This is a genomic window from Candidatus Accumulibacter contiguus, assembly GCF_036625285.1.
In the GTDB taxonomy this organism is placed as follows: domain Bacteria; phylum Pseudomonadota; class Gammaproteobacteria; order Burkholderiales; family Rhodocyclaceae; genus Accumulibacter; species Accumulibacter contiguus.
Genome location: NZ_JAZKUC010000001.1, coordinates 3,252,753 through 3,278,047, shown reverse-complemented (window position 1 = coordinate 3,278,047; position 25,295 = coordinate 3,252,753). Strand labels below are relative to the sequence as shown.

General features: G+C 62.3%; 23 protein-coding genes and 2 pseudogenes. 12 read left to right on the top strand and 13 right to left on the bottom strand.

The window, feature by feature from the left end; genetic code table 11:
* The first annotated feature begins 22 nt into the window (after positions 1–22).
* Both V5B59_RS15675 and arsJ read left to right on the top strand, forming a co-directional pair.
* Positions 23–1,033, top strand: a complete 1,011-nt coding sequence (locus V5B59_RS15675; RefSeq protein ID WP_169070365.1) for an ArsJ-associated glyceraldehyde-3-phosphate dehydrogenase — start codon at positions 23–25, stop codon at positions 1,031–1,033.
* A gap of 90 nt (positions 1,034–1,123) precedes the next feature.
* Complete coding sequence (gene arsJ, locus V5B59_RS15670) at positions 1,124–2,422, top strand: organoarsenical effux MFS transporter ArsJ (RefSeq protein WP_169070366.1); 1,299 nt, start codon at positions 1,124–1,126, stop codon at positions 2,420–2,422.
* A 39-nt stretch (positions 2,423–2,461) separates the two neighbouring features.
* Here the strand turns inward: arsJ and V5B59_RS15665 are convergent, their stop codons facing one another.
* Positions 2,462–3,475, bottom strand: a complete 1,014-nt coding sequence (locus V5B59_RS15665; RefSeq protein ID WP_169070367.1) for a zinc-dependent alcohol dehydrogenase family protein — start codon at positions 3,473–3,475, stop codon at positions 2,462–2,464.
* A gap of 157 nt (positions 3,476–3,632) precedes the next feature.
* Entirely contained in the window at positions 3,633–5,714 is a 2,082-nt protein-coding gene (locus V5B59_RS15660) for a molybdopterin-containing oxidoreductase family protein (protein ID WP_169070368.1), read from the bottom strand.
* Positions 5,715–5,779: 65 nt separating this feature from the next.
* Between V5B59_RS15660 and tsaD the strand changes: the two genes are divergently transcribed.
* On the top strand, positions 5,780–6,799 hold the full coding sequence (tsaD, locus tag V5B59_RS15655; protein ID WP_034908344.1) for a tRNA (adenosine(37)-N6)-threonylcarbamoyltransferase complex transferase subunit TsaD: 1,020 nt from the start codon (positions 5,780–5,782) through the stop codon (positions 6,797–6,799).
* A 59-nt stretch (positions 6,800–6,858) separates the two neighbouring features.
* On the opposite strand, the gene V5B59_RS15650 is transcribed toward tsaD, so the two are convergent.
* The 3 genes from V5B59_RS15650 to ydiK all read right to left on the bottom strand — a co-directional run bounded on the left by V5B59_RS15650 (position 6,859) and on the right by ydiK (position 9,280).
* The gene (locus V5B59_RS15650) at positions 6,859–7,353 is read right to left on the bottom strand and encodes a DUF6398 domain-containing protein (RefSeq protein WP_169070369.1); all 495 of its coding nucleotides are present in this window, start codon (positions 7,351–7,353) and stop codon (positions 6,859–6,861) included.
* Between the two features lie 137 nt (positions 7,354–7,490).
* Positions 7,491–8,099, bottom strand: coding sequence for a riboflavin synthase (locus V5B59_RS15645; RefSeq protein ID WP_169070370.1), 609 nt, complete (start codon positions 8,097–8,099; stop codon positions 7,491–7,493).
* A gap of 107 nt (positions 8,100–8,206) precedes the next feature.
* Positions 8,207–9,280 (bottom strand): AI-2E family transporter YdiK, encoded by a 1,074-nt coding sequence (gene ydiK, locus V5B59_RS15640; protein WP_169070371.1) that lies wholly within the window; start codon positions 9,278–9,280, stop codon positions 8,207–8,209.
* A gap of 268 nt (positions 9,281–9,548) precedes the next feature.
* Between ydiK and V5B59_RS15635 the strand changes: the two are divergent.
* A pseudogene (locus tag V5B59_RS15635) lies at positions 9,549–11,046 on the top strand (polyamine aminopropyltransferase).
* A gap of 81 nt (positions 11,047–11,127) precedes the next feature.
* Entirely contained in the window at positions 11,128–12,690 is a 1,563-nt protein-coding gene (locus tag V5B59_RS15630; protein WP_332352023.1) for an NAD(P)-binding protein, read from the top strand.
* Between the two features lie 43 nt (positions 12,691–12,733).
* On the opposite strand, the gene V5B59_RS15625 is transcribed toward V5B59_RS15630, so the two are convergent.
* Genes V5B59_RS15625 through V5B59_RS15615 form a run of 3 tightly spaced genes read right to left on the bottom strand, consistent with a single transcriptional unit; the run spans position 12,734 to position 15,807 of the window.
* Positions 12,734–13,054: a cupin domain-containing protein gene (locus V5B59_RS15625; RefSeq protein ID WP_034917892.1), complete on the bottom strand. Its 321-nt coding sequence runs from the start codon at positions 13,052–13,054 to the stop codon at positions 12,734–12,736.
* Positions 13,055–13,065: 11 nt separating this feature from the next.
* On the bottom strand, positions 13,066–14,133 hold the full coding sequence (locus tag V5B59_RS15620; protein ID WP_308240106.1) for an alkene reductase: 1,068 nt from the start codon (positions 14,131–14,133) through the stop codon (positions 13,066–13,068).
* 57 nt (positions 14,134–14,190) lie between these two features.
* Positions 14,191–15,807, bottom strand: a complete 1,617-nt coding sequence (locus V5B59_RS15615) for an IS1634 family transposase (RefSeq protein WP_332351692.1) — start codon at positions 15,805–15,807, stop codon at positions 14,191–14,193.
* A gap of 302 nt (positions 15,808–16,109) precedes the next feature.
* Between V5B59_RS15615 and V5B59_RS15610 the strand changes: the two genes are divergently transcribed.
* Positions 16,110–16,382, top strand: a complete 273-nt coding sequence (locus V5B59_RS15610; protein ID WP_169070765.1) for a hypothetical protein — start codon at positions 16,110–16,112, stop codon at positions 16,380–16,382.
* A 62-nt stretch (positions 16,383–16,444) separates the two neighbouring features.
* Positions 16,445–16,585 carry a hypothetical protein gene (locus tag V5B59_RS15605; RefSeq protein ID WP_169070766.1) on the top strand — a complete coding sequence of 47 codons (141 nt, stop codon included), beginning with the start codon at positions 16,445–16,447 and terminating at the stop codon, positions 16,583–16,585.
* Between the two features lie 33 nt (positions 16,586–16,618).
* Here the strand turns inward: V5B59_RS15605 and V5B59_RS15600 are convergent, their stop codons facing one another.
* Positions 16,619–16,744: a hypothetical protein gene (locus V5B59_RS15600; RefSeq protein WP_256435991.1), complete on the bottom strand. Its 126-nt coding sequence runs from the start codon at positions 16,742–16,744 to the stop codon at positions 16,619–16,621.
* Between the two features lie 256 nt (positions 16,745–17,000).
* Between V5B59_RS15600 and V5B59_RS15595 the strand changes: the two genes are divergently transcribed.
* The 4 genes from V5B59_RS15595 to V5B59_RS15580 all read left to right on the top strand — a co-directional run bounded on the left by V5B59_RS15595 (position 17,001) and on the right by V5B59_RS15580 (position 18,633).
* Positions 17,001–17,555 (top strand): NADPH-dependent FMN reductase, encoded by a 555-nt coding sequence (locus V5B59_RS15595; protein WP_034917897.1) that lies wholly within the window; start codon positions 17,001–17,003, stop codon positions 17,553–17,555.
* A 152-nt stretch (positions 17,556–17,707) separates the two neighbouring features.
* The gene (locus V5B59_RS26270; RefSeq protein ID WP_169070767.1) at positions 17,708–17,878 is read left to right on the top strand and encodes a hypothetical protein; all 171 of its coding nucleotides are present in this window, start codon (positions 17,708–17,710) and stop codon (positions 17,876–17,878) included.
* A gap of 43 nt (positions 17,879–17,921) precedes the next feature.
* Positions 17,922–18,248: a hypothetical protein gene (locus tag V5B59_RS15585; protein ID WP_034917904.1), complete on the top strand. Its 327-nt coding sequence runs from the start codon at positions 17,922–17,924 to the stop codon at positions 18,246–18,248.
* 10 nt (positions 18,249–18,258) lie between these two features.
* Positions 18,259–18,633 carry a toll/interleukin-1 receptor domain-containing protein gene (locus V5B59_RS15580; RefSeq protein WP_169070768.1) on the top strand — a complete coding sequence of 125 codons (375 nt, stop codon included), beginning with the start codon at positions 18,259–18,261 and terminating at the stop codon, positions 18,631–18,633.
* 190 nt (positions 18,634–18,823) lie between these two features.
* On the opposite strand, the gene V5B59_RS15575 is transcribed toward V5B59_RS15580, so the two are convergent.
* From V5B59_RS15575 to V5B59_RS15565, 4 genes and pseudogenes are all read right to left on the bottom strand, one after another.
* Complete coding sequence (locus tag V5B59_RS15575) at positions 18,824–20,080, bottom strand: IS4 family transposase (RefSeq protein WP_332352021.1); 1,257 nt, start codon at positions 20,078–20,080, stop codon at positions 18,824–18,826.
* A gap of 188 nt (positions 20,081–20,268) precedes the next feature.
* The gene (locus tag V5B59_RS26265; RefSeq protein ID WP_169069915.1) at positions 20,269–20,619 is read right to left on the bottom strand and encodes a formylglycine-generating enzyme family protein; all 351 of its coding nucleotides are present in this window, start codon (positions 20,617–20,619) and stop codon (positions 20,269–20,271) included.
* Between the two features lie 25 nt (positions 20,620–20,644).
* Positions 20,645–21,112: pseudogene (locus tag V5B59_RS26260) on the bottom strand (hypothetical protein); the annotation flags it as partial.
* Positions 21,040–21,999 carry an exopolyphosphatase gene (locus V5B59_RS15565; RefSeq protein ID WP_169069916.1) on the bottom strand — a complete coding sequence of 320 codons (960 nt, stop codon included), beginning with the start codon at positions 21,997–21,999 and terminating at the stop codon, positions 21,040–21,042. The gene V5B59_RS15565 and the pseudogene V5B59_RS26260, both read right to left, overlap by 73 nt.
* A 256-nt stretch (positions 22,000–22,255) precedes the next feature.
* Between V5B59_RS15565 and V5B59_RS15560 the strand changes: the two genes are divergently transcribed.
* Entirely contained in the window at positions 22,256–25,276 is a 3,021-nt protein-coding gene (locus V5B59_RS15560) for an ankyrin repeat domain-containing protein (RefSeq protein ID WP_169069917.1), read from the top strand.
* Positions 25,277–25,295: the final 19 nt, after the last annotated feature.

Sequence of the window (25,295 nt, the reverse complement as noted above, 5' to 3'; positions counted from 1 at the left end):
TCACCCTTCGGAGGAACGAGAAATGACTGTCAAGGTCGGCATCAATGGTTTCGGTCGTATCGGCAGGTTGGCGCTGCGCGCGGCGTGGGACTACCCGGAACTGGAGTTCGTGCATATCAATGAAGCGAACGGGCCGGTGGAGTCGGCAGCGCACCTTCTTGAATTCGATTCGGTCCATGGCCGCTGGCGGCACGATGTCGGGAGCAGCAACGGGCGGATGCTGATCGATGGAAAATCGATCCCCTACAGCACCGCCAGAGATGTCGCCGGCGGATCATGGCGCGACGCCGGGGTGGACATCGTTCTCGAAGCCAGCGGCAAGTGGCGTACGGTCGAGGAACTGTCGCCCTATCTGGCGGCCGGCGTGAAGAAAGTGATCGTCGCCGCACCGGTCAAGGGTGGGGACACGCTGAACATCGTCATGGGCGTCAATGACCAGCGCTACGACCCGGCCCGCGACCACATCGTTACCGCGGCCTCGTGCACCACCAACTGTCTGGCGCCAGTGGTCAAGGTCGTGCATGAAGCGATCGGCATTGCGCACGGCATGATCACGACCATTCACAGTTCGACCAACACCCAGAGCGTGCACGACCAGATGCACAAGGATCTGCGGCGCGCGCGGGCTTCGAGCCTGTCGCTGGTGCCGACGACGACCGGCTCGGCGACCGCGATCGCGCTGATCTTCCCGGAACTGAAGGGCAAGCTCGACGGCCACGCGGTGCGCGTGCCACTGCTCAATGCGTCGATCACCGACTGCGTTTTCGAGATGCAACGCCCGACGAGCGTCGAGGAGGTCAATGGTCTGCTCAAGGCGGCGGCCGAGGGAGCATTGAAGGGAATTCTCGGCTATGAGGAAAGGCCACTGGTTTCCATGGACTACCGCGGCGATCCGCGCTCGTCGATTGTCGATGCGGCGCACACCCTGGTGATCAACGGCACGATGGTCAAGATCTACGCCTGGTACGACAACGAGTGGGGCTACGCCAATCGTTACGTCGAGCTGGCACGCAAGCTGGCCGCTTCGCTGTAAGCACATGCCCATGGATTCCGTGCCGATCGGGGCCGTCACCGCCTGGCAGGAGATGGTCTCGAAGCACGGTCACCCCTCTCGAGGACAACGATGAACGATCCATCCGCAGCCAGAAGTCCCGCTGCACGTGCCGGCCTGCGCAACTACATCCTGGTGACCGCAGCCTACTGGTCCGACACCGTCACCGATGGCGCCACCCGCATGCTGGTGCTGTTCTACTTCTACAGCCTTGGTTACACGCCTTTTGCCGTCGCGTCGCTGTTCATCTTCTATGAAGTCTTCGGCATCCTGACCAATCTCTTTGGTGGCTACATCGGCGCCCGCTTCGGCCTCAAGACGACCTTGTTCATCGGGCTGGGCACGCAACTCGTGGCGCTGTCGATGCTCGCCTTCGCGCCACAGGGCTGGCTGGTGGTCGTATACGTCATGGTCTCGCAGGCTTTGAGCGGAATCGCCAAGGACATGACCAAGATGAGTTCGAAGAGCGCGGTCAAGCTGATCGTTCCCGAAGGTGCATCGGCAACGCTCTACCGTTGGGTCTCGATTCTGACCGGGTCGAAGAACGCGTTGAAAGGGGTCGGCTTTTTTCTTGGGGGTCTGCTGCTGACCCTGCTCGATTTCCAGACCGCACTCAAGCTGCTCGTCGCACTGGTGGGAAGCACGCTGATCCTGGCCGCGTTGCTGATGCGCGGTGGCCTCGGTCAGGCCAACAAGAAAGCAAAGTTCGGGCAGATGTTCTCGCGCAACAGCGCAGTCAACAAGCTGGCCGCAGCACGCATCTTCCTCTTCGGCGCGCGCGACGTCTGGTTCGTTGTCGGTCTGCCGGTCTTTCTGTCGAGCGTGCTCGGCTGGACCTTCTGGCAGTCCGGCGGCTTTCTTGCGGTCTGGGTGATCGGTTATGGCATCGTCCAGGCGGCGACTCCCGGCCTGCTGCGCAGCCGCGTCGAGGAGCAGCACGAACCCGATGGACGGACGGCAACCATTCTCGCTTTCGTCCTCGCGACGCTGCCGGCGGGCATCGCTCTGGGACTGAGCGCCGGGCTGGCGCCGAGCACCGTCGTGGTTGCCGGCCTGATTCTCTTTGGCGCCGTTTTTGCGCTGAACTCGGCGGTGCATTCCTATCTGATTCTGGCGTACACCGATAGCGACAAGGTGGCGATGAGCGTCGGTTTCTACTACATGGCCAACGCATCCGGCCGCCTGGCGGGAACGGTTCTTTCAGGCGCGCTCTATCAGTGGGGGCTGCAGAGCGGGCCAAGCAAGGGCTTGATTGCCTGTCTGTGGGCGTCGACAGTCTTTGTGGTGCTTGCCGGCCTGTTGTCGCTGCTGCTGCCACGCCACATCGGTCCACGCAGCAAGCCGATCAAGCTCGATGATCTGGGCGAGTAGCGTAGCCGCTAGCGAACGAGCGCGCTGTAGGAGGATCGCTCAATGGCGGATGCAGATCTTGCCGAACTGTGCGCCGCTCTTCAGGTACGCCAGCGCTTCCTTGAGCGCCGGAAATTCGAAAACCCGGTCGACGATCACCGGCACGCGGTGCTGCTCGAGCGCCCGCAGCATCGCCTCGAAACCGTCGCGATGGCCGACGGTGATGCCCTGCAGCCGCACCTGCCGGGTGATGATCAGGCCGAGCGGTGTCGCCAATGAGGAGCCCGAGAGCACACCGATCATCGACAGGGTGCCGCCGGGACGAATGCAGCGCAGCGACTGTGGTAGGGTTTTCTCGCCGCCAAGCTCGACGATGTGGTCGAAGCCGCGACCATCGGTGAGCGCACGCGCCGGTTTCGACCATTCGGGAGTCGTCCGGTAGTTGATCGTCGCGTCGGCACCGAGCGCCTTGAGCCGCTCGATCTTCTCGTCGCTCGACGAGATCACGGTGACCCGTGCGCCGGCAATCCTGGCAAACGCCAGAGCGAACAGCGCCACACCGCCGGAGCCCTGGATCAGTACCTGTTCGCCGGGCTTGACCGTGCCATGCGTGGCCAGCGCACTCCAGGCAGTCAAGGCCGCGCAGGGTAGCGTCGCGGCTTCGACGTCGCTGAGGTATGCGGGCACCTTGACCACACCCTGCTCGGACAGGCACATGAACTCCGCCATGGTGCCATCGATCGGGCCACCGAGAGACCCGGTCATGCGGGGAAGATCCGGTTCGCCGGCGATCCAGCCCTGGAAAAAGGTCGGGCAGACGCGGTCGCCGACCGCCACGCGGGTGACTCCGGGGCCCACCGCAACGACCTCGCCGACGCCGTCGGACAGCGGGATCAGCGGCAGTGTCCCGGTAAAGCTGCCATATCCGCGCTCGGGAACGACCAGGTCGCGGAAATTCAGCGACGAGGCGAGCATCCGCAGCAGCACCTGTCCCGCTCCGGGCTGGGGTTGCGGGCGATCGGCGAGTTTGAGGTTGGCCATCCCCCAATCATCCTGAATCTGAAAAACGCGCATGTTGCACCTCCAAGTATCCAGCGCCGCAGCGCCAGGGTTTTGCCCATTTCCTTGATCTCCATGACCTCGACGACGCGTTTCGGCGGGAGGATGGAAGGGCACTTCCGAGAGTTTCTCCGAGCAGAGCGGTGGCCGTCAATCATTCCCGGTCACGCGGCTACACCACCCGTTCGACTTCGACCAGGCAGTCGTAGAACGTCGCCCCGCCGCCCATCTCGGTCAGCGCCTGGCTGGTGACTTCGTTGCAGTTGCGTCCGTCTGGCGAGAGCTTGCGCCACCAGATCGAGGTGGCCATGGCGACGCCCGGACGGATGCGGTCGCTGACGACGGCGCGGGCGCGGAATTCGCCACGCTGGTTATGGATGCGCAGCGGGTTGTCGTTGGCAATGCCGCGTGCCGCGGCGTCGACCGGATGGATGTGGAGCGCGGGCGACTTTTCCTGCGCCAGAAAGCGTGGCGAGTTGGCAAAGCTGGTATTGAGAAAGTTGCGCGCCGGCGGTGTGATCAGCGCCAGCGGAAATTGCGCTGCCAGCGGACTTTGCCGCCATTCGTGCGGTTCGATGAAAGTCGGCAGCGGGTCGAGCCCTGCACTGGCGAGCATCTCGCTGAAAAATTCGCATTTTCCGGAAGGTGTCGGGAACCCGCCCGCTGCGAACGGAGCTTCGCCAAGTGGCAGATTGAGGCGGGCGTGACCTTCGGCCTTCAGCCTTTCCCAGGAAAGCCCGGCAAGGCGCGGATCGCTCCAGTCGAAAGCCTGGCGGCACAGGTCTTCGTCGCTGTCGGCAAAACAGGCTTCGCTGAAGCCCATTTGCCGGGCCAGGCGGCGGAACAGTTCGGTGTTCGGCAGCGCTTCAGCGAGCGGCACGATCGCCGGCAGGTTGACCTGCAGGTGCAGGTGCCCGTAAGACTTGTGGATGTCGAGCTGTTCCATGTGGCTGGTGGCCGGCAGCAGGAGGTCGGCGTAGTCGGCGGTATCGGTCTGGAAAAGGTCATGAACGACGGTGAACAGGTCGTTGCGGGCCAGGCCACGTTCCACCTCGGCCGACTGTGGAGCAACCGCGAGCGGATTGCTGTTGTACACGAACAGCGCCTTGATCGGCGGTTGCGCGCGCAGCAGCTCATGGCCAATGGTGCTCATGTTGACCGTTCGCGGTGCCGGCGTCGGCATCAGGTCCGGTCGTTCGAGGGCGGCGGTATCGACCGGGTAATTGCCGGAACTGGACAGCAGCACGCCACCCGCTGCGTCTCGCCAGGCACCGGTGAGCGCCGGCAGGCAGGCGACGCTGCGCAGCGCCATGCCGCCGCCGGCGCTGCGGTTGATGCCGTAATTGGTCCGAATCGCTGCTGGTCGGGTGCTGCCGTAAGCATGCGCGAGGTTTTCAATCTCCTGAGTGCTGATGCCGCAGATCGCCGCGACCCGCTGCGGCGGGTATTCCAGCACGCGTTGCTTGAGCGCTTCGAAGCCGAGCGTATAGCGAGCAAGGTAATCGTGGTCGAGCAGATCGTCGCGAATCAGTACGTGCATCAGTCCGAGCGCCAGGGCGCTGTCGGTTCCCGGCAGCAACGCGATGTGCTGGTCGCACTTGTCGGCGGTGGTGGTGCGGCAGGGGTCGATGGCAATCAGGCGCGCACCGCGCCGCTTTGCCTCCTGCGCCAGGCGCCAGAAGTGCAGGTTGGAGACGACACTGTTGGTTCCCCAAAGAATGATCAGGCGCGCATCGACAACGTTTTCGGCGTCGAAACCGACGCTGGCGCCGATCGTTGCCCGGTAACCCATCGCGCCGGCGCTGGCGCAGATCGTTCGGTCGAGTTGCGAGGCACCGAGACGGTGGAAGAAGCGGCGGTCCATCGAAGCATAGCCGAGCATGCCGGAGTTGCCGGCATAGCTGTAGGGAACGATTGCCTCGGCGCCGTCTGCGGCGGCGATGCGGCGGAAGCGATCGGCAATCGTGGCCAGCGCCTCATCCCAGGAGATGCGCTCGAATCTTGCTCCCGGACCCTTGGCACCGATCCGGCGCGCCGGGTGCAGCAGGCGCTCGGGATGGTAGATACGTTCGGGGTAGAAAGCGACCTTGGTACACAACACGCCGGCCGTCGGTGGGTGATCGGCAGCACCGGCGACCTTGAGCACGCGGCCCTCGCTGACCGTGACGTCGAGCGCGCAGGTATCCGGGCAATCGTGTGGGCAGGCGCCGCGTACCGTGTGGGTGGCAGTTGGCGCAGAAGCGGGGTTGGCCATGGGGTGTTTCCCTGCGGGTGTCGATGGCGAGAAGATAGCACACCGACTGGAGTAGAATGCTGCCAATGCTGGTTCTTGGCATCGAATCCTCCTGCGATGAAACGGGTATGGCGCTGTACAGCACCGATGCTGGCGGCGCTCTGCTTGCGCACGCCCTGCACTCGCAGGTGTGCATGCACGCCGACTACGGCGGGGTGGTGCCGGAACTCGCGTCGCGCGATCATATCCGACGACTCGTACCACTGCTGCGCCAGGTGCTGGCCGACAGCGGCTGTTCGCTGGCGGGGCTCGACGCCGTTGCCTACACGCAGGGGCCAGGCCTGGCGGGAGCCCTGCTGGTTGGGGCGGCTTTTGCCGAAGCGCTGGCGACAGCGCTCGGAGTCCCGACCGTGCCGGTGCATCACCTCGAAGGCCATCTACTGTCGCCCTTGTTGTCGAGCAAGCCGCCGCGTTTTCCCTTTGTTGCCCTGCTCGTTTCGGGTGGCCATAGCCAGTTGATGCGGGTGACCGGCGTCGGGGAATACGAGTTGCTGGGTGAAACCCTCGATGACGCCGCCGGCGAAGCTTTCGACAAGACCGCCAAACTGCTCGGTCTCGGCTACCCTGGCGGCCCGGCACTGGCTGCACTGGCCGATACGGGTCGGCCCGGTCAGGTCAAGCTGCCACGCCCGATGCTGCACTCCCCTGACCTCGACTTCAGTTTCAGCGGTCTGAAAACCGCAGTGCTGGTGAAGGTGCGCGAGTTGGCGACGATCAGTGATCAGCAGCGGGCGGATATTGCGCGGGGATTCCAGGATGCGATTGTCGAAGTCCTGGTCAGCAAGGCGCTGCGCGCGGTAACTGTCAGCGGTCTGCAGCAACTGGTGGTCGCTGGTGGCGTCGGTGCCAACCGCGAACTGCGGCGCCAGCTCGACGCCCATGCAGCGAAGGCGAGGATCGCCGTTTTCTACCCGGAACTGGAATTCTGTACCGACAACGGCGCGATGATCGCGCTGGCCGGAGCCTTGCGGCTCCAGGCGGGAATCTCCAGCAAACCGCCCGGCGCTTTCGCGGTGCGACCGCGCTGGCCACTGACTGGCGCTTGATCCATCCCTTGTTATTGATTGCGCGAGCGGTGATGGGTGTGGGGTTTGCTCAAGTTCGGTCATTTCTCGCCTGAAGACTCTCGCCTGGGTGGGATAAATGGAATCAGACCTTTCTCGAAAGCCATCTGCTGTACTTCGAGAGGCATTTCGCGTATATCGACCGTGAACCCGTTGACCTGCAGCAACCAGACCAAGGGGTTGTCAGCGAGTCGGCTGGGCAAGTTCCATTCAGGAGACATCGGACTCATCTTCAGCAGATCCCGGATTTCCTTTGATTTGTTCTGCCCGGTGCTTCCGGCTACGCCGAAAAACTCACAGATGGCTCTTGACTTGCAATGCGGCGTTTGAGATGAGTCATCGAGAAAATTGATGCGCCCGACCGCCAGGACCGCAGCGGCCGCCCAGACATTCTCCGTGCCTCTTGACAATGGCGAGGGTCGCTTCCTGGCCAGAGCGCCGACGACGTGATGGATCACTTGCCGATATTCTTCGTTAAGCTGCCTAGCGCAGAACTCATCGGTGAGTGCCGTGATGGCAGCGAATTTATCGGCCATGAGTTTGGGAATTTTTTCAGGCGATGATGACATAATGACAATAGATAAATATTATTTTTATGTAAAACAACGTCTCTGCTATGTGATTTTTACTTTACCGTCAATTGTACGATATACAGATTAAAATCACTGCACACCTATTTGACAGTATCGGACACGCCAATGAGGCGTTCACAATAGCGCGCGATCAGGTCGATTTCGAGATTGACCCGGCTGCCGGTTTGCAGGCATCCAAGGGTGGTCGATGCAAGCGTGTGCGGGATCAGGTTGATGCTGAAGGCCGCACCGTCGACCGAGTTGGTCGTCAGGCTGACCCCATCGACGCTGATCGAGCCCTTGCGTGCAATGTATCTGGCGAGATTTTCCGGCGCACGGATTTCAAGCAGGCGATTGTCGCCGACCGGATCGAAACGCAGCACCTCGCCAACGCCGTCGACGTGGCCGGAGACGAGATGCCCACCCAGGCGATCAGCCAGACGCAGCGCCTTTTCCAGGTTGACCGGTCCAGGTGCCGCGAGACCAACGGTACACGCCAGCGATTCGGGCGAGACATCGACAAAAAAACAGTTGTCCTGTTTGTCGACCACCGTCAGGCAGACGCCGCTGCAGGCGATCGAATCGCCGATCCCGACATCATCCAGTCCGAGCGGGCCGGCGTCGACCGTCAGCCGGACGGTTGCGGCGCCGTCATCACGCGGGGTGATGTGGGTGATCTGGCCAACAGCGGCAATGATTCCAGAAAACATGGCAAATACCGATCGGACCGAAAAGAGATGGGAGATCTTAACATGTCGCACTGCCCCCGTTCCTGCGCCGGCATGCGGGCGGGCGCTGCGCGGGCACCGGTCAGTCTCTAATCCTCTTCCACTCCCGTTTCGGTCGGCAGCTCGTTGATCCACGCTTCCAGCAGGGTATAGGCGACGGCCAGAACGACCGGGCCGACGAAGATGCCGACCAGTCCAAAGGCCAGCATGCCGCCGATGACGCCGGCGAGGATCAGCAGCAAGGGGAGGTCGGCGCCTTGCCGGATCAGGAGCGGACGCAGGAAGTTGTCCATGGTGCCGACGAAAATCGCCCAGACGAGAAGAAAAGTGCCCCAGCCGCTGCTGTCACTCCAGTACAACCAGAAAACGGCGGGTGCGAGAACCAGCCCCGGTCCAAGCTGCGCGATGCAGCACATGAACATCAGTGCGGTCAGGACGGGGACGAACGGCAGGCCGGCGATGGCCAGGCCGATGCCGCCAAGGATCGACTGTACGAATGCGGTAATGCCGACTCCGAGGGCCACGGCGCGAATCGCCTGACCGGCTAGCACCACCGCGCTCTCGCCGCGCGCACCGCCGAGACGGTGGCCGAAACGCCGTACGCCGGCAGCGAAGCTCTCGCCAGAGGCATAGAGGATCGCAGACAGCGCGACGGTGAGCAGAAACTGCACGAAAACCAGTCCGAAGTTGCCCACCTCGCTGACGAACCACTTGGTCAGGTTGCCCGCGTAGGGTGCCGCCTTGGCGGTGAGTTCTGCCGTTCCGACGGCCGCAAGCTGCGCCCAGGCCTCCTCGGCACGTGCGCCGACCAGCGGCAGATCACTGACCCATGCGGGTAGCAACGGAAGTTTGAACTCGGTCAGGTCTTTTCCCCATTCCACGATCCGGTCGGCATTGTCGACGAGGGTGGCAATCGCCAGTGACAGAGGAACGACCAGAACCAGCAGGACCAGGAGGGTCATGGCGATCACTGCCGGGGCGCGGCGATTGCCAAGACGTTGCTGCACCCGCAGCAGCAGGGGCCAGGTGGCGATGACGACCATTGTTGCCCAGATCAGTGCCGGCAGAAACGGGCGCAGGATCCAGACCGAAGCGGCGATCAGCGCACAGAGGAAAAGCACCGCCAGTACAGGACGGGCCATTTCGGGTTCGTTGGGGTTCATCAATATGGTCATCCAAATCCAGGGTTTTCCGGGGGGGCTGCAAGCGTGATCCATGATTCGCCCGGCAAGGACTTCTCTGGCTTGCCTGTCGAGCGCATGGTAGCGCAATTCGGGGCTGGCGAGCTACGCTGCGGCTTGGCCAGGCAAGTGGCTGCCTGCTCGCCAGTCGGCAGACCTCCTGTGCCTGGCGGCAGGCTGCGCTTTTCGGAATAGAATGGCCCGCGGGCGCCTTGCCCGATTGCCTGTGAATCGCTGACCCGTCCCGATGATGAACCATGCGCTGCTCTTTTCCGTTTTCATAGTCGCTTCCTGTGGGCTGGCTTACGAGTTGATCGCCGGGGCGCTGGCGAGCTATCTGCTCGGCGACTCGATCACCCAGTTCTCGACGGTCATCGGCACCTACCTGTTCGCCATGGGAATCGGTTCGTGGCTGTCGCGCTACATCGAAAAACATCTGGTGGCGCGCTTCATTCAGGTCGAGTTGCTGGTCGGCATTCTCGGCGGCTTCTCGGCGGCGGCGCTGTTCTTCATCTTCGCCTGGTCGTCGGCGCCGTTCAAGCTGGCGCTGTATCTGGTGGTGGTCGCCATCGGCGTGCTGGTCGGGCTGGAAATTCCGCTGATCATGCGCATCCTCAAGCGCGACCTGGTATTCAAGGATCTCGTCTCGCAGGTGCTGACCTTCGATTACCTCGGCGCGCTTGCCGTTTCGATTCTCTTTCCCGTGCTGCTGGTGCCGCATCTCGGGTTGATGCGCAGCGGCCTGTTGTTCGGCCTGCTCAACGTCGCGGTGGCGCTCTGGGCGTGCTGGCTGTTTCGCCAGCAACTGCAGAACGCCGGCTGGCTGCGCGTGCAGGGCGGTGTGTCGCTGCTGGCGCTGCTCGCGGCATTTGCCGCGGCCGGCGAACTGACTTCGCTGGCTGAAGCGCATCTCTACGCCGACGAAATCGTGCATGCCGAGAACACGCCGTATCAGCGCATCGTCGTCACCCGCTGGAAGGATGATTTGCGCCTCCATCTCAACAACAACCTGCAGTTCAGTTCGCGCGACGAGTACCGCTATCACGAGGCGCTGGTCCATCCGGGGCTGGCCACGCTGCCGGCAGCAGGCGCGTGCTGGTGCTCGGCGGCGGCGACGGGCTGGCCCTGCGCGAGATCCTCAAGTACCCGCAGATCGAGTCGGTGACGCTGGTCGACCTCGACCCGGCGATGACGCGCCTCTTCGCCAGCGCGCCGCCCCTGCGCAAACTCAATCAGGACGCGCTGCACTCGGCCGAAGGTGCAGGTAGTCAATGCCGACGCCCTGCAGTGGCTCGAGGAAAACGACGATCTATTCGATTTCGTCGTCGTCGATTTTCCCGATCCGTCGAACTTTGCGATCGGCAAACTCTACAGCGCCGCTTTCTACCGCCTGCTCGAAAAGCACCTGGCGGGAGGGGGCTGGCAGTTGTCCAGTCCACCTCGCCGCTCTACGCCCGACAATCCTTCTGGTGCGTCGTCACGACGCTGGAGAGCGTCGGCCTGATCGCCACCCCCTACCACGCCCTGGTGCCGTCGTTCGGCGAATGGGGTTTCGTGCTCGCCGGTCGCCGCGACTATCGGCCGCCGCAGTCCTATGCCGTCGACACCCGCTTCCTGAGCCCCGAGACGACGCCGGCACTGTTCTCTTTCCCAAGGACATGGCGCGCGTCGAGGCCGAGGTGAACCGGCTCAACAACCAGGTGCTGGTCCGCTACTTCGAGCACGAGTGGCGGCAGGTGATCCGCTGATGGATCGACGCGATTTCCTCACTCAGTTGCCGCAACTGCCGTGCAGTTTCGCTCGCCGGCTGCAGCAGCGCACCAGTTCCCTTGCCGCCTGGCGATCTGCTCGGGGCTTCGCTCGACCTCGGCCATCGGCTGCGTGAGCGGAACTTCGCTCCGCCCGGCGAGACCAGGCAGGTACCGGTGCTGATCGTCGGCGCCGGTATCGGCGGACTCGCCGCCGGCTGGAAACTTGCCCAATCGGGCTTCGCCGATTTCCTGATCGTTGAACTCGAGAGCGAAGCTGGCGGCAATTCGCGCGCCGGGAGCAACGCCGTCAGCGCCTATCCCTGGGGCGCGCATTACCTGCCACTGCCGACACGCGAGGCGACAGCGGTGCGCGAGTTGCTCGCCGAGCTGGGTGTGCTGCAGGGCGATCCGCGCGCCGTGCAGCCGGTCTATGACGAGCGCTACCTGTGTGCGACGCCGCAGGAGCGACTCTATCGTCACGGCCGCTGGCAGGAAGGCCTGCTGCCACAGACCGGGGTCAGTGCCGCCGAGCGCCACCAGTATCAGCAGTTCGGCGAATTGATGGAGGATTTCAGACTCCGCCGCGATGGCCTCGGGCGACGTGCCTTCGCCTTGCCGATGGCGCTGTCGAGCCGCGCTCCCGAGCTGCTGGCGCTCGACCGGATCAGCATGCGCGACTGGCTGCTCGCGCAGGGTTTCGATTCACCGCATCTGCACTGGTACGTCAACTACGCCTGCCGCGATGACTATGGAACCGGCAGCGCGGCGGTTTCGGCCTGGGCCGGCATCCACTATTTTGCCTGTCGCGACGGCGAGGCGCAGAACGCAGGCAGCGAAACCGTGCTCACCGCACCGGCAGGCAACGCCTGGCTGGTGGCCGGCATGCTGCGCTCGATCCGGGCGCGCGTTGGCGAGCGCTTGCTGACGCGTGCGCTGGTCTTCCATGTCGCTACCGCTGCGCGCGGCCGCCCGATCGCCGTCGATCTGTACTTGCCAGGCGAAGACCAAACGCTGCGCCTGCTCGCCGAACAACTGATCTGGGCCGCGCCCTTGTTTCTCGTTCCCCAGGTCTTCGCCGGACAGCCCGCGTTGCAGGCCGCCGCTCGCAGCTACAGCTACGCGCCCTGGCTGGTCGCCAACCTGACCTTGTCGCGCTTCCCCGACGACCGTGCCGGCGCAGCACCGGCCTGGGACAACGTCCTCTACGGCGCTGCCAGCCTGGGTTATGTGGTGGCGACGCACCAGCAGATGCGCCTGCGACCGGGGGCAACGGTGTTCACCTGCTACCGGGCCTTCGACGACATGAGCCCGCAACAGGGCCGAGAAGCGCTGCGCGACACGCCACGCGAGATCTGGGCCGAACAGATCCTCGCCGAACTCGAACAGCCGCATCCTGACATCCGGCAACTGACGACTCGCCTGGATGTCTTTCGCAATGGTCATGCCATGGCCCGCCCCTTGCCCGGTCTGATCACTGGTGCGGCGCGCCAGCAATTCGCCATCGACGGCGAACGCCTGCGCTTCGCACACGCCGACGTCAGCGGCTTTTCGCTGTTTGAGGAGGCACAGTACCGCGGCGTGCTGGCCGCAGAAAGAACGCTGCGCCGGCTCGGGGTACGCTTTCGTTCTTCACTGGGGTGATGTGGTGACGGTTCAGGAACTCGGCGATTGTCCGGGCAGCATGTCACTGGCGAGCGTAATGCACTGCCAGCCAGACCGTCTCCGCCTGCGGATCCGTCCACGCCACCCGGTGCTTCTGGTGTGCCGGGATCAGCAGCCAGTCGCCCGGGCCCAGGCGGACTTCATGACCGTCGGCGAAAGCCAGGCGAGCGGCACCTTGCACAAGCAGCACCCATTCGTTGCGCTCCTGGTCATACCAGAATTGTTCCGGCGAGACATGGCCTCGGGAGACGATACGTTCGATGTGGACGGCGTCACTCCGGGCCAGGGTTTCGCAGAGTTCTTCGGGGAGGTCGCGAGGGATGTTGGCGAAGAGGTTGTTCATGGTGCCAGGGATCAGGCGGTCATCGCCGGATAGTCGGTGTAGCCTTCCGGTCCCGGCGTATAGAACGTCCCCGGATTGGGCTTGTTCAGCGCTGCGCCGGCCTGGATTCGTGCCGGCAGATCGGGATTGGCGAGGAAGCCGGTGCCAAAGGCAACCGCGTCGAGCCTTCCTTCGCCAATGGCCTGCGCCGCTTCGCTGGCGGTGTAGCCCATGTTGCCGATCAGCGCCCCCTGGTAGTTCGCCCGCACCGGCGTCAGTACGTCACCGCTCTGCTGCCGGAAGAAGTCGGCGCGCATCACGTGCAGGTAGGCGAGGGCGAAATCGTTGAGCCGTTCGGCAAGCCAGGTGGCGAGTCCGATCGGGTCGCTGTCGATCATGCTGTTGTAGCTGTTGAGCGGCGAAAGGCGCAGGCCGACCCGGTCGCTGCCCCAGACGCCACTGACGGCTGCGATCACTTCGAACAGCAGGCGAGCCCGGTTTTCGAGCGAGCCACCGTATGGACCCGAGCGCTTGTTGGCGCCGTCGCGCAGGAACTCGTCGAGCAGGTAGCCGTTGGCGCCGTGGACTTCGACGCCATCGAAGCCCGCTGCCCGGGCATTTTCGGCCGCTTTCCGAAAGCCGGTGACAATGCCCGGCAGTTCGTCGTCGCGCAGTTCGCGCGGGATGACGTAGGGCTGCTTGCCCTGCGGTGTCAGCACCTCGTCACCTGTGATCGCAATCGCGCTCGGGGCCACCGGCTGGGCGCCACCGTTCAGCAGCGGATGGCACGCGCGGCCGCCGTGCCAGATCTGCAGGAAGATTCGGCCGCCGGCGGCGTGCACTGCATCGGTGGTCCGCTTCCAGCCGGCCACCTGGGCGGGGGAGTGTATTCCGGGCTCCCTCCAGAATGCGGAGTTGTTCTCCATCGCCATGGTGGCTTCGGCAATGATCAACCCGGCAGTCGCTCGCTGGGCATAGTATTCGCTCATCAATGCAGTTGGCACGTGCTCGGCGTCGGCCCGGCAGCGGGTCAGGGGGGCCATGAAAATCCGGTTCGGCACAGTCAGGCGGATCTTCCCCCAGCCAGCAAGCGCAGTTATGCTGTAACTATCGGTTTTTGTTAAAAAAATAGCCGATGCCGCAAAAGCGGCGCCTGCCTACGCGGCGAGCTTGTCGGCTTTGGCCTTGAGCGGGAAGGACAGACCGATGGCGCTGAGGATTTTGGCCTGTTGATCGTCCGGGCGTGGCAGATGCGTGTGACGCTGACCGTTGCGGTCGGTGGTGTAGAGATAGGTCAATCGTCCGAGGGCCACCAGGGCGTCGTCCGGGGTGATGGCGGCGGGGTCGTCTTCGGTGCTGCCGAAGGTCTGCCGCAGAGCCGCTTCAAACCGCCGCGTGATTTTTAAGGCCAGCATCGCCACGAAGACATGCGCCTTGGTCCGCTCGGCCTTGCGCAGGAAGATCGGGCGAATTTCCAGAAAGGTGGTTTTCACGGTGCGGAAGTTGCGCTCGACTTTTTGCAGATCGCGATAACGCGCATCGACCGTCTTCGCGTCCATCAAGGTGAGCGGCACATTGGTTTCCAGCAGATAGCAGCCGTCGAGCAGAGCGTCTTGCTCTTTGGCCTCCTCGTCGATGGTACAGACAATGACGCGTTCTTTCAGCGTCAGGGTGACAAACGCGCTGAGCTTGTGGCTCTTGGTCCAGCGCTGCAAGGCGGCCAGGCCTGCTGCCGCGCTGGCGCGCTTGGAGTCCTTGACGAAGGCATTACGTTCGGCGACCTTCGCTTGCAACTGCGCCAGCTTGTCCTCCCGCCGACGCTCCTCGCGCACCCGCACAGTCTCGTTGCGGCGCACGATCAGGCGTTTATCGTTGTGCTCCACCTCGCACAGATGCGCATCGAAGAGATCCGTCTGCAGCACCCCCTCCTTGAGGAAGGTGCGTATCTGCGCGTCCGTCAACGCCGTGATATAACGGAAGCCCTGTACCGACAGCGCGGCTTTCCCCTTGGCCTTGATCATTCCCCGATCGCCGACCATCACCACCTCGGCAATGCCGAATTGTTCCTTCAGGATCGTGATCTGGCTGGCCACCGTCGTCGGGTCCGCGGTATTCCCTTCGAAGACCCGCACGGCCAGAGGCTCCCCGTCCTCCGCGGTCAACAAACCGATGACGATTTGCGGCTTGCCGCGCTTGCCGTCGCGGTTGTAACCATATTGCCCCAGCTCGTTGCATTCCCCTTCAAAGTAGCTCGAAGTGACGTCGTAAAGCACCAGCACGGGCGGTTGGCCCTGCGCCTTGACATAGGCCTGGTAAAGCTCCCGCTCGATGCGTTCCTGCTGGCTCGCCAGCCAGTCCAGCGCGGCATAGAGGTCGTCCTCATCGAACGCCTCCACCGCCAACACATCGGCCACCGTGTGCTGTTTCGCCCAGCGTACCGCCGACAACCGCGAGCCACCATGCGCGATACGCGCGAGAATCAGGAACAGGTTGAGCTTGCTTTCCGCAGCGCTGCCCAGCACCCGCGTGAGGCCCACCTGGTCGGCCAACTGCTTGAGGGCAAACAGCACCCCAAAAATCTCGCCGCTGGTCATCTCTCCCGACCAGTCGTCGAATTCGCCCTTCACCAGACGTTCCATGGCGACGATTCGTTCCGGTGCCCAGTTCGTCAGATTGGCGATGGTTCGTGTGCAGACTTTGCCTCCCTCGCGATAGGACTCGCGAAGCAGGATGGCCGGCCTGGACTTTCGGTTGGGGACGCGGGCGATGTACATGCCGACAATAATAGCCAATAGCACATTGTTTGTAAATAGCTATTATTATATTTACATGCCTACATTTTTGCCGATTTTCTGGTTTCTTGCCATGAATCAACGACTTACCTCAAGGGCTCCGGGAAGGTCCGTCAGGGCGCCAAGCTTGAGCGGGCTGAAAAGCGTGGTCATGGTTGCAAGTCTCCTGAGATATGGGGTGACGAATACTAACCTAACCTTGCGCAGTGACTGGATCACTTCTGCTGAGCAGCTGGCATTGATTGAGATCCTCGAAGAAAGCTTTTCGAGGATTGACGATCAACTTGCCTTCCAGGCACATTCATGCTGACGGTGCGGGCGACCCTGAACGCAAGCGGAAGGAGCAGGCTCAGCCGGCAATCGATAGACTGTACCAGGAACACGCGGACGCGCGTCGCGGGGTCGCCGTCATTCCGGTGCGCGAGACGGAAGCGTGTGCCATCGTCGATGGCGATGCCCTGCGCAGTGTGTTTGGTACCACGCTCAGCGATGAGGCACTCGGTTTGCCTTCGTCGGAGGGAATCGCGGAGGGACTCCCGATCCGAAAGCATTGCTGAAACGCCGCGGGCGCTGATCCAGGCGATGGTCGAGTGTGTACGGCCTGAGCCGATGAAGTCGATTGAACATCAAATCGGGTGATCTCTCTCAGCACCTGAAGGGCAAGGTGTCCGCACATCTGGTGCGTTACGCGGATGACTTTGTCGTCATGTTGAACGACATCCCGCTGCGGCTCGACTGCCTGAGTCTGCCCGGCAGTTGAACCGCAGTGCCGGCCCGTCACCCGTGCAGCGGTTCAGCGGCTGACCAGGGGCACGATATCCGTCGCACGCTTCTCGGCCTGTTTGGCGGACCTCTTTTCCTTGGGAGTCAACAGCGGCTGCTTCTTCTGTTCCTTGTTGCCCTGCCTTATCTTGCCCATGATCGTACTCCTCGTGAGCACCCGCGAACGCAGGTGTTTATCGAGTATAGGCCGATCAGCGAGCAGAAACCGCCGCTCGGAAAATAAGTTGACGGCAGCTGGGAGCCCGTCTGTCTGCGGGCGGAACCTCTCCGCCGGTACGATGGTCTGTCTGTGACGCTTGACTGCCCGAGAAGCCGGCTGCGGCGATCGTCTGCGTCGTTAGGCCTTCCGGGTGCCATCGCTTTCACTTCCTTCAACTTCACTGGAGATCACCATGAGCCAATACCAGATCGCCGTTGTCGTCGGCAGCCTGCGGCGCGATTCGTACAACTGCCGCCTGGCGACCGCCGTCAGCCGGCTGGCGCCGTCCAACTTCCTGTTTTCCCAGGTACAGATCGGCGATTTGCCGCTCTACAACCAGGACGACGATAGCCGTCCCGCCGATTCGGTCAGCCGCTTGAAGTCCGAAATCTCGGCCGCACAGGGCCTGCTGTTCGTCACTCCCGAATACAACCGTTCGCTCCCAGGGGTGCTCAAGAACGCGATCGACCACGCCTCGCGCCCATATGGCCAGAATGCCTGGGCGGGCAAGCCCGCCGGCGTCCTCGGCGCGTCCATCGGAGCGATCGGCACGGCGATGGCGCAACAGCATCTACGCAACATCCTCGCCTACCTCGATGTGCCGACGCTTGGCCAACCGGAAGCCTTCGTTCATGTCAAGGAGGGTTTGTTCGACGAGGCCGGCAACATTGGCGAAGGTAGCCGGCAGTTCCTGCAGAACTGGGTGGACCGCTACGTGGCCTGGGTGAAGCAGCACAACGACCGATGAGTTGACCATGACCTCCACCGCCAACTATGCGCCATCCGCGGGCGCCCGCCGGGCCGCCATCCGGAGCGGCAGCCGGCAGGGCGATCCGGTGCGCGCTGCAGAAGCGATCATTCAAGCGGTCGAAGCGCCGCAGGCGCCGCTGCATTTGCTGCTTGGCCGGCCCGCGCGCGAACTGGCCGCCGGGCTCCAGCGCCGTACCGCGCGCCATTGCCGCAGGCCGGCCCGCGCTCAAACTGGCCACCGTCAAGCTGAAGGAGTTTTCGGCGGAGATGGCGACGTGGCGAGACCTCTCGCTCGGTGCCGACTTTCCGGACGCGGGTTGACCGGAAATGGTTCGCAGGATCGACAGCCGGCATTCGCAAAGCCTTGAACTTCTCACCGGCAGGCCTGATTCCCAACCGCGCTCAGACGCTCGAGATATTGCGGCTGATGGGCCGGCATCGCCCCCTGCTGATGCTCCTTGGCGATGACGATGGCTATGGCACGCGCTGGCTGCTGGACGGCCAGGAGGTGCTGCCAGGAATCGCCAAGTACCTCATGGAAGCGGGTCTGGTTGCCGACGCGGGGGCCACCGGCTTAGGTGTCCGCAGGCTCGCGCTGACCGAATCCGGGGACCGCGTTCGCAAGGACGGCGAGACCTGGTGGAAGAGCCTCGGTTTCATCGAACGCCTGAAAATCCGGATCCTCGGTTGATGAGGCGCGAATGACCATCATCGAACGAGCCACCGCCCCTGCCTCTGCAGCCGCATCCCCTCCCGGTGTCCCGCCCCTGCTCGTCCGCCAGGCCAGTGCGCGTGATCCGGTGGTCTTCATCAGCTACTCGCGTAGCGACCGGCAGATCGCCGATCGTCTGGTCGCCGACCTGCAGCACGCCGGCCACGCCTGCTGGCTCGATACCAGCGACATCCCCGGCGGCGAGATATGGCTGGCGGCGATTGCCGACGGCATCGAGCGCGCCCATGCCTTCGTCAACCTGGTATCGACGGCCGCCAACGCCAATGCCAACGACTGGGTGCGGTTGGAGTACCTGCAGGCAAGGAAGCGCGGCAAGCCTATCTCTCGCGCTTGCTGTCGCTGAACAGGGCAAAGTCGTTCACGTAGAGCAGGGCGCCGCTGCGCGGCGCTTCAGAGAACCAGCAAACCAGAACAGAGAGCAGTGTGCCGGTGGCCAACGGTTCAAATGATGGGGGAGACACACCACACCCGAAAGCCGAGAAGGCAGTAGCGGACGCCGGGATGGGAGGCAATCCTCGCAACTTAGCACATAGTCATGCGGGTTTGTACGCATGAGAGAGATGAGGTTTGGGTTGAGGGTGATGGGGATTCGTTCGCTCGGGGACGAGCTTCTGCAGGTCCCTGGCGATCTCTTTCATCAGGGATTTGAGTTGGCGGGTAGTAGCCGCGCCGGCCAGCAGCCAGCGGCCGACTTTTTCCTTGATCTTTTGGATCGCCTGGGTACGGTTGATTCTGTAGGGGGAGTCGGGGTCGAGGTGGGCATCAGTCGCGACATAGGCGGCCAGGGCATTGAGGTTGTCGAAGCTCACCTTGGCCCCAAAGTCCTGATTGGCGGCGTGCCAGGACAGGCCGGAAGTGTGCTCGAGGCCGAGGCGATGCTTGATCCGTTTGAAAGCCTCCTCAATTCTCCAGCGAGAATGATAGAGCCCCGCGAAAGCGGCAGTGGGAAAAGCGATCGCATCCAATAGAGAGGTCATCACCCCATGAATCCGCCCATTTGGGGTCACTACCCGCACCAGGCGAACCGTCGTGGACGTCCACGGGCAGTCGTAGTCTTCGGCATCACGCCGGTTCGGTGCGCGCAGCGTGACCACCCGTTCGCTTTCGCCGGAGCGCAGGAATTCACGCACCACCTTGAATCCACGGGAAAGATCGCAACGGATACAGAAATGAATGGGGCGCGCGATGAGGACTGCGGGCAGCCACCGGCAGGGAAAGCCCCGGTCAAGGAGCAGCAGATCCTGCGGGCACAGCTCATCAATCGATTCGAAGAGCATCTGTCGTTCGTTACCACTGCCCATCTGCAACTTGAAGCTGAGAAACCGTTCGATTCCCGGCAAGTAAAGGCCGAACGCCACGCCACTGACGATCGAACGTATCCCCTTCTTCCGCATCGTCAGCTGAACCGTCGTGCCATCGCCGGCAACCACCCGCAGCCCCTGCCATCGAGGAATCGATATCTCCTTCTCCACGTGGGCGATCAACTCCCGGTTCACCTCGTCGAAGACCCGCGAACTGATCTTGTAGCGCGCGGCGGAAAACGCTTGTGCGCTCACTTTCCGGATCGACTCCGCCCGATTCCGGAGGTCGGCAAAGAACGTATTCAACTCCGACTGGACGGCGCCCTGTACACCCGAGAGCAGAAAGCTCAGGATCACGGGGAAGGTGAGCTTGCGGTCGCGGGTGAAATGCCGGGGATCGAGACGGGATTTCTCCATCAGGTCCTGGGAGGACAGATAGCGGGCGAGTGCATTAATTACATTTGAATACTTCAGGGTCAGTGATGGCATCAGTTCTCTCTTCTGATCAGCTTGTTGGAGAGACGCTATGGTATATGAACTACGCGGACAAAGAGATCTTCGATGAATTATGCTTTCGTCCTAAGTTGGGAGGATTGGGATGGGAGGGGTCGCGGCAAGCACAACGCGCGTTGATACGGTCGTAGTCCCACGCGCCGCCGCGCACCACGCGCGGGCCATCACCATCCTCCGGATTCTCGGCCGTCTTCGGCGTGATAGGGATAGGGCCGGTAGAGGCTGCCGGTCCACTCCCACACATTGCCGCTCATGTCCGCGATACCTTGCGGGGTGTCTCCAACGGGAAACACACCCACCGGCGTCGTGCCGCGCACGTGGCTTTCGAAACTGTTGAAATGAGCAGGGTCGAAGTCGCCTTCCCAGGCGTAGCACCGCCCGGCCCGGCCACGCGCGGCCGCCTCCCACTCGACCTCGCTTGCCGGGCGGGAAGTCGTCGCGCAGGAAGCGGTGCCATTGCTCGATCCGCTCGCGAAAGTCGTCCACGTCGCGGTGCGGCATTTCGTTGAGCGCATCGAGCAGCAACAGGACGCGGCGCTCGCCCAGCAGCACTTCCAGGTCGGGCAGACACGGCGTCTGCCGATGCCACTGCGCCTGCAGCCAGTCGAGCGGGCGCGGCGCATTCCTGGCCGGATCCCTGTCGAGCGGATACTCGCCGAGCGATACGAAGAGCGAAACCCTGTCGCTTCCCTCAGCAAAACATTGGCGGGTATCATCAAGCTGCAAGCGCCGCAGCAGGGTGGACTTGCCGCAACCCGGCGAGTCGGCGACGCCCGGTTCTTCGCCGGGGTGAGGGTTCGCCGACGAGGACGCACCGGCTGTGCAGCAGCGTGCGCTGCCTGCCCCGATGCTGACCAGCAAACGGCGGCATGACCGGACTGGGTGGCTACATGGCGCCCTGATCCGGAGTGGTGCAGCCGCTGACCTCGGCCACTTCAACCATCCGCATTGATTCGGGCAATCAGTTCCTGCTGAACCTCGTCGGCCTTTTCCACGGGAATCTGGCATGTCCCGGCAGCGCTGTGCCCGCCTCCGCCGTACTGCAACATCAGTGCGCCAATGTCGGTTCTGGAGCTACGGTCAAAAATGGATTTTCCGGTGGCAAAAACCACATTCTGCTTTTTAAGGCCCCAGAGCACATGGATGCTGATGTTGGTCTGCGGGTACATGGCATAAATGACGAAGCGGTTGCCTGCGTAAATCGTCTCTTCGTTTCGCAAATCCAGGATCGCCAGGTTCTGGTGTACCGTCGTACAGCGACTGATCTGATCCTTGAAGAGTCCCTCCTGCTCGCGAAAAAGCGTCACGCGCTCCTGCACATCGGCTTGCTCGAGGATTTCATCAATGGGATGCGTCTTGCAATAATCGATCAACAGCATCATCAACTGATAATTGCTGATGCGAAAATCCCGGAAGCGTCCGAGTCCCGTGCGCGCATCCATCAGAAAGGATAGCAGTTCCCAGCCGTCCGGATGGAGTACATCGTCCTGGGTAAACTGGGCTGAATCCGCCTTGTCTACCGCAAGCATCATCCCGTGGTCGATTTCCGGAAAGGTCCCGGAACCGCCCAGCCAGTCATAGACCACGCGCGCAGCCGATGGAGCATGGCCATCGATGATGTAATTCCTGGCATCCATGGCTTCCTGGTTGCGAATCAACTCGCTTTCATGATGATCGAAAGCAAGCGCACAAGTCTTCACATACGGCAGGTTGGTGGTGATATCCCGCTCATTGACCTCGATCAGTCCATCCTGCATGTCTTTGGGATGAACGAACTTGATCTCATCGATCAACTCGAGGTCGGTCAGGAGCATTCCGCATACGAGACCATCAAAGTCACTGCGGGTGATCAGACGGTATTTCTTGCCGGCAAGCTTCTGGACATTCGGATGCATGAAAGCGCCTCATTTCGTTCTTGGGAATTTGCTATCAAGGATGGAATATGCAACTGCAGCATCAAGAGTATATGTTTCCTCATCGACCGCGGTCAATCGTATCCACCATCTTGCGGCAGGCAGTTCGGCCGCACTCGCCATGCAGGAACGGTTAAAATCGCTGCTGCGGGATACTCTGCAGGGCCCGTCAGGCGTTTACCCGGCCTCCAGCCTTCCCACCAAGCAAGACCGATCCAGATCATCCGGGCAAATCACAGTGAAAATTCTCGAATACACCGGCCTCGACACGTCTCGCGTCAAGGCCAGCTATCGCAAGGTGGTGGAGGCCATCACACGCAACGACTTTCGTGCCGCACAGGTCAAGAAGCTGGCCAATCTCAGCCATGGCAAGTTTTACCGGGCCAGGCTCGATGACGCCGACCGGCTGTTGTTCACCCTGATTCGCCACGCTGACGAAACCTGCGCACTGATGCTGGAAGTGATCAGTAATCATGATTACGACAAGTCGCGCTTTCTGCGCGGCGCGGCGATCGACGACGAAAAGATTCCGGAGATTGGCGTTGATGAAGCGATCAGGGAAGCACAGCCGGTACGTTACCTGCACCCGGAGCGTACGACGATTCACCTGCTCGACAAGCCGATCTCCTTCGATGACACGCAGGAGGCCATCTACCGCCGGCCAGCGCCGCTGATCGTCGTCGGCTGCGCCGGTAGCGGCAAGACCGCGCTGACCCTGGAAAAGCTCAAGCACGCAGAAGGCGAGGTGCTCTACGTCACCCACTCCGCCTACCTCGCGCAGAGCGCCCGCGATCTCTATTACGCAAACGGCTTCGAGCACGCCGGTCAGGAAGCGGTGTTCCTCTCGTACCGCGAGTTTGTCGAATCGATCCGGGTTCCGCCGGGCCGGGAAGCCGGCTGGCGCGACTTTGCCGGCTGGTTCGGGCGGCTGCGGCAGGCCTTCAAGGAATTCGACGGCCATCAGGTCTTTGAAGAAATTCGCGGCGTGCTGGCAGCCGGTGCCAGCGGCGTTCTCGCACGCGACGACTACCTGGCGCTCGGCATACGTCAGTCGATCTTCCCCGTCGAGTTGCGCGACAAACTCTACGATCTGTTCGAGAAATATCGCGACTGGCTCGCCGAGGCGAAACTCTACGACCTGAATCTTGTCGCCCAGGACTGGCAACGGCTGGCCGCGCCACGCTACGACTTCGTGGTCATCGACGAGGTGCAGGACATCACCACCGTGCAACTGGCGCTGGTCCTCAAGACCTTGCGGAAGCCTGGCAATTTTCTGCTCTGCGGCGATTCCAACCAGATCGTCCATCCCAACTTCTTTTCCTGGAGTCAGGTCAAGAGCCTGTTCTGGAAAGACCCCAAGCTGGCCGAGCGGCAGGAGCTGCACGTGCTCACGGCCAATTTCCGCAACGGTCTGGAGGCCACGCGGGTCGCCAACCAGTTGCTGAAAATCAAGCAAAGGCGCTTTGGCTCGATTGACCGCGAGAGCAACTTCCTGGTTCAGGCGGTGGGCGGCGACACCGGACAGGTTGCGCTGATGCCCGACAAGGACGTCACAAAGCGCGAACTCGACCAGAAAATTCGCCAGTCTACCCAGTTCGCCGTGCTGGTGATGCGCGACGAAGACAAGGTGGAAGCGAGAAGGCACTTCGCGACGCCGCTGCTGTTCTCGATTCATGAAGCCAAGGGCCTCGAATACGAGAACATCATCCTCTACCGTTTCATTTCCGATCATCGCGCCGAGTTCAGCGAGATCGTCGAGGGCGTTGCCCGGGCCGATCTGGCCGTTGAGACCCTGGACTACCGGCGGGCAAAGGACAAGAGCGACAAGTCGCTGGAAGTCTACAAATTCTTTGTCAATGCTCTCTATGTGGCGCTGACGCGCGCCATCCGGAACATCTACGTCATCGAGTCGGACACCGCACATCCGCTCTTCGCACTGCTCGACCTGAGCCCCGGCCAGGTCAAGGTCGAGGCCAGACAATCGACCCTCGAAGACTGGCAGAAGGAAGCGCGCAAGCTGGAACTGCAAGGCAAGCAGGAACAGGCCGAAGCGATCCGTCGCACGATTCTGAAGCAGACGCCGGTACCCTGGCCGGTATTCAACGAAACCAAGGTCATCGAACTGTTGGTCAAGGTGTTTCGCGAACAGACGCCTGGCTCGAAGATGAAGCAGCAACTCTACGAATACGCGACTTGTCATGATGAGCCGCAACTGGCCGAATGGCTGGTCAGCGAGGCCAGATTCGAGCCGGCGAAAAATTTTGCGCAGCAACGCGCGACCTTCGGCCGCAAGACCTACGTCCCTTACTTCGCCAACCATTTCAAGGACATTCTCAGGCAATGCGAGCAGTACGGCATCGACCATCGCCTGCCGATGAACCAGACGCCATTGATGGCTGCGGCCGTCGCCGGCAACGTCGCCTTGGCGGAAGCCCTGCTCGAACGCGGCGCCAACCGCGAGACCGTCGATCACTATGGCTACAATGCCCTGCATTGGGCCTTGCGCGAAGCTTTCCGCGATGCCAAGTTTGCCAGCGGTCCGCTGGCCGCACTCTACGAACTGCTGGCGCCGGCGAGCATCGACGTCAATACCGGTGATCGACTGGTGCGCATCGACCGGCATCTGTCCGAATACTTCATTTTTCAGACGCTGTGGGTGCTGTTCAAGTCACGCTTTACCCACTGGCAGCGTCGCGCCAACGGTGCTTTCGATACGCAGGCGATTCTCGGCGCCTGGCAGCACCTGCCGGCCAACATCGTGCGTCCCGAACGGAACAAACGCCAGCATCTTTCCGGAGTGCTTGCCCGCAACGAAATCCAGCGCGATTACGCCTACAACCGGGCCTTGTTCATGCGCGTCGCGCAGGGCTGGTATCAGTTCAATCCCAAACTCGCGGTACGGCAGAGGCAGGGGGACGAAGAGCGGTGGACGCCGATCTATACGGCGCTCAATTTGCCGCTGATCAGCGAGTTTTCCCGGACGGAGAGCCGGAAGTTTTCTGGATGGGAGCAGCTCCCGGAGGCCATCGACCACTATCTCACTCTGGGCGGCCTGCAAAAACGCAGCGTACCCATCGCCACCGAGCGCGCCGTGGCTTTGGAGCAGGCTCGCCAGGCTGAATTAAAGGCGTTCAGGGAACGCCTGCAGGCAGCTCGGGCCGGCGCTGCGCAACCGAATTTGAGTTGGGGAACGAAAGAGAGCAGGCGTCTTGAAGTCGAACGTCTGCTGCGGGAGATGGAGGAACGCAAGAAACGTTGATTTCGCCGGCGAACGGGCG

What these genes read in the sequence shown, in the direction of transcription:
- V5B59_RS15645 (WP_169070370.1), bottom strand. Translation starts at nt 8,099, where the DNA reads ATGTTTTCTGGAATCATTGCCGCTGTTGGCCAGATCACCCACATCACC.
- V5B59_RS15660 (WP_169070368.1), bottom strand. Translation starts at nt 5,714, where the DNA reads ATGGCCAACCCCGCTTCTGCGCCAACTGCCACCCACACGGTACGCGGC.
- arsJ (WP_169070366.1), top strand. Translation starts at nt 1,124, where the DNA reads ATGAACGATCCATCCGCAGCCAGAAGTCCCGCTGCACGTGCCGGCCTG.
- V5B59_RS15625 (WP_034917892.1), bottom strand. Translation starts at nt 13,054, where the DNA reads ATGAACAACCTCTTCGCCAACATCCCTCGCGACCTCCCCGAAGAACTC.
- ydiK (WP_169070371.1), bottom strand. Translation starts at nt 9,280, where the DNA reads ATGAACCCCAACGAACCCGAAATGGCCCGTCCTGTACTGGCGGTGCTT.
- V5B59_RS15675 (WP_169070365.1), top strand. Translation starts at nt 23, where the DNA reads ATGACTGTCAAGGTCGGCATCAATGGTTTCGGTCGTATCGGCAGGTTG.
- V5B59_RS15650 (WP_169070369.1), bottom strand. Translation starts at nt 7,353, where the DNA reads ATGGCCGATAAATTCGCTGCCATCACGGCACTCACCGATGAGTTCTGC.
- V5B59_RS26265 (WP_169069915.1), bottom strand. Translation starts at nt 20,619, where the DNA reads ATGCGCTCAACGAAATGCCGCACCGCGACGTGGACGACTTTCGCGAGC.
- V5B59_RS15595 (WP_034917897.1), top strand. Translation starts at nt 17,001, where the DNA reads ATGAGCCAATACCAGATCGCCGTTGTCGTCGGCAGCCTGCGGCGCGAT.
- V5B59_RS15665 (WP_169070367.1), bottom strand. Translation starts at nt 3,475, where the DNA reads ATGCGCGTTTTTCAGATTCAGGATGATTGGGGGATGGCCAACCTCAAA.
- tsaD (WP_034908344.1), top strand. Translation starts at nt 5,780, where the DNA reads ATGCTGGTTCTTGGCATCGAATCCTCCTGCGATGAAACGGGTATGGCG.
- V5B59_RS15565 (WP_169069916.1), bottom strand. Translation starts at nt 21,999, where the DNA reads ATGCATCCGAATGTCCAGAAGCTTGCCGGCAAGAAATACCGTCTGATC.
- V5B59_RS15600 (WP_256435991.1), bottom strand. Translation starts at nt 16,744, where the DNA reads ATGGGCAAGATAAGGCAGGGCAACAAGGAACAGAAGAAGCAGCCGCTG.
- V5B59_RS15615 (WP_332351692.1), bottom strand. Translation starts at nt 15,807, where the DNA reads ATGTACATCGCCCGCGTCCCCAACCGAAAGTCCAGGCCGGCCATCCTG.
- V5B59_RS15575 (WP_332352021.1), bottom strand. Translation starts at nt 20,080, where the DNA reads ATGCCATCACTGACCCTGAAGTATTCAAATGTAATTAATGCACTCGCC.
- V5B59_RS15580 (WP_169070768.1), top strand. Translation starts at nt 18,259, where the DNA reads ATGACCATCATCGAACGAGCCACCGCCCCTGCCTCTGCAGCCGCATCC.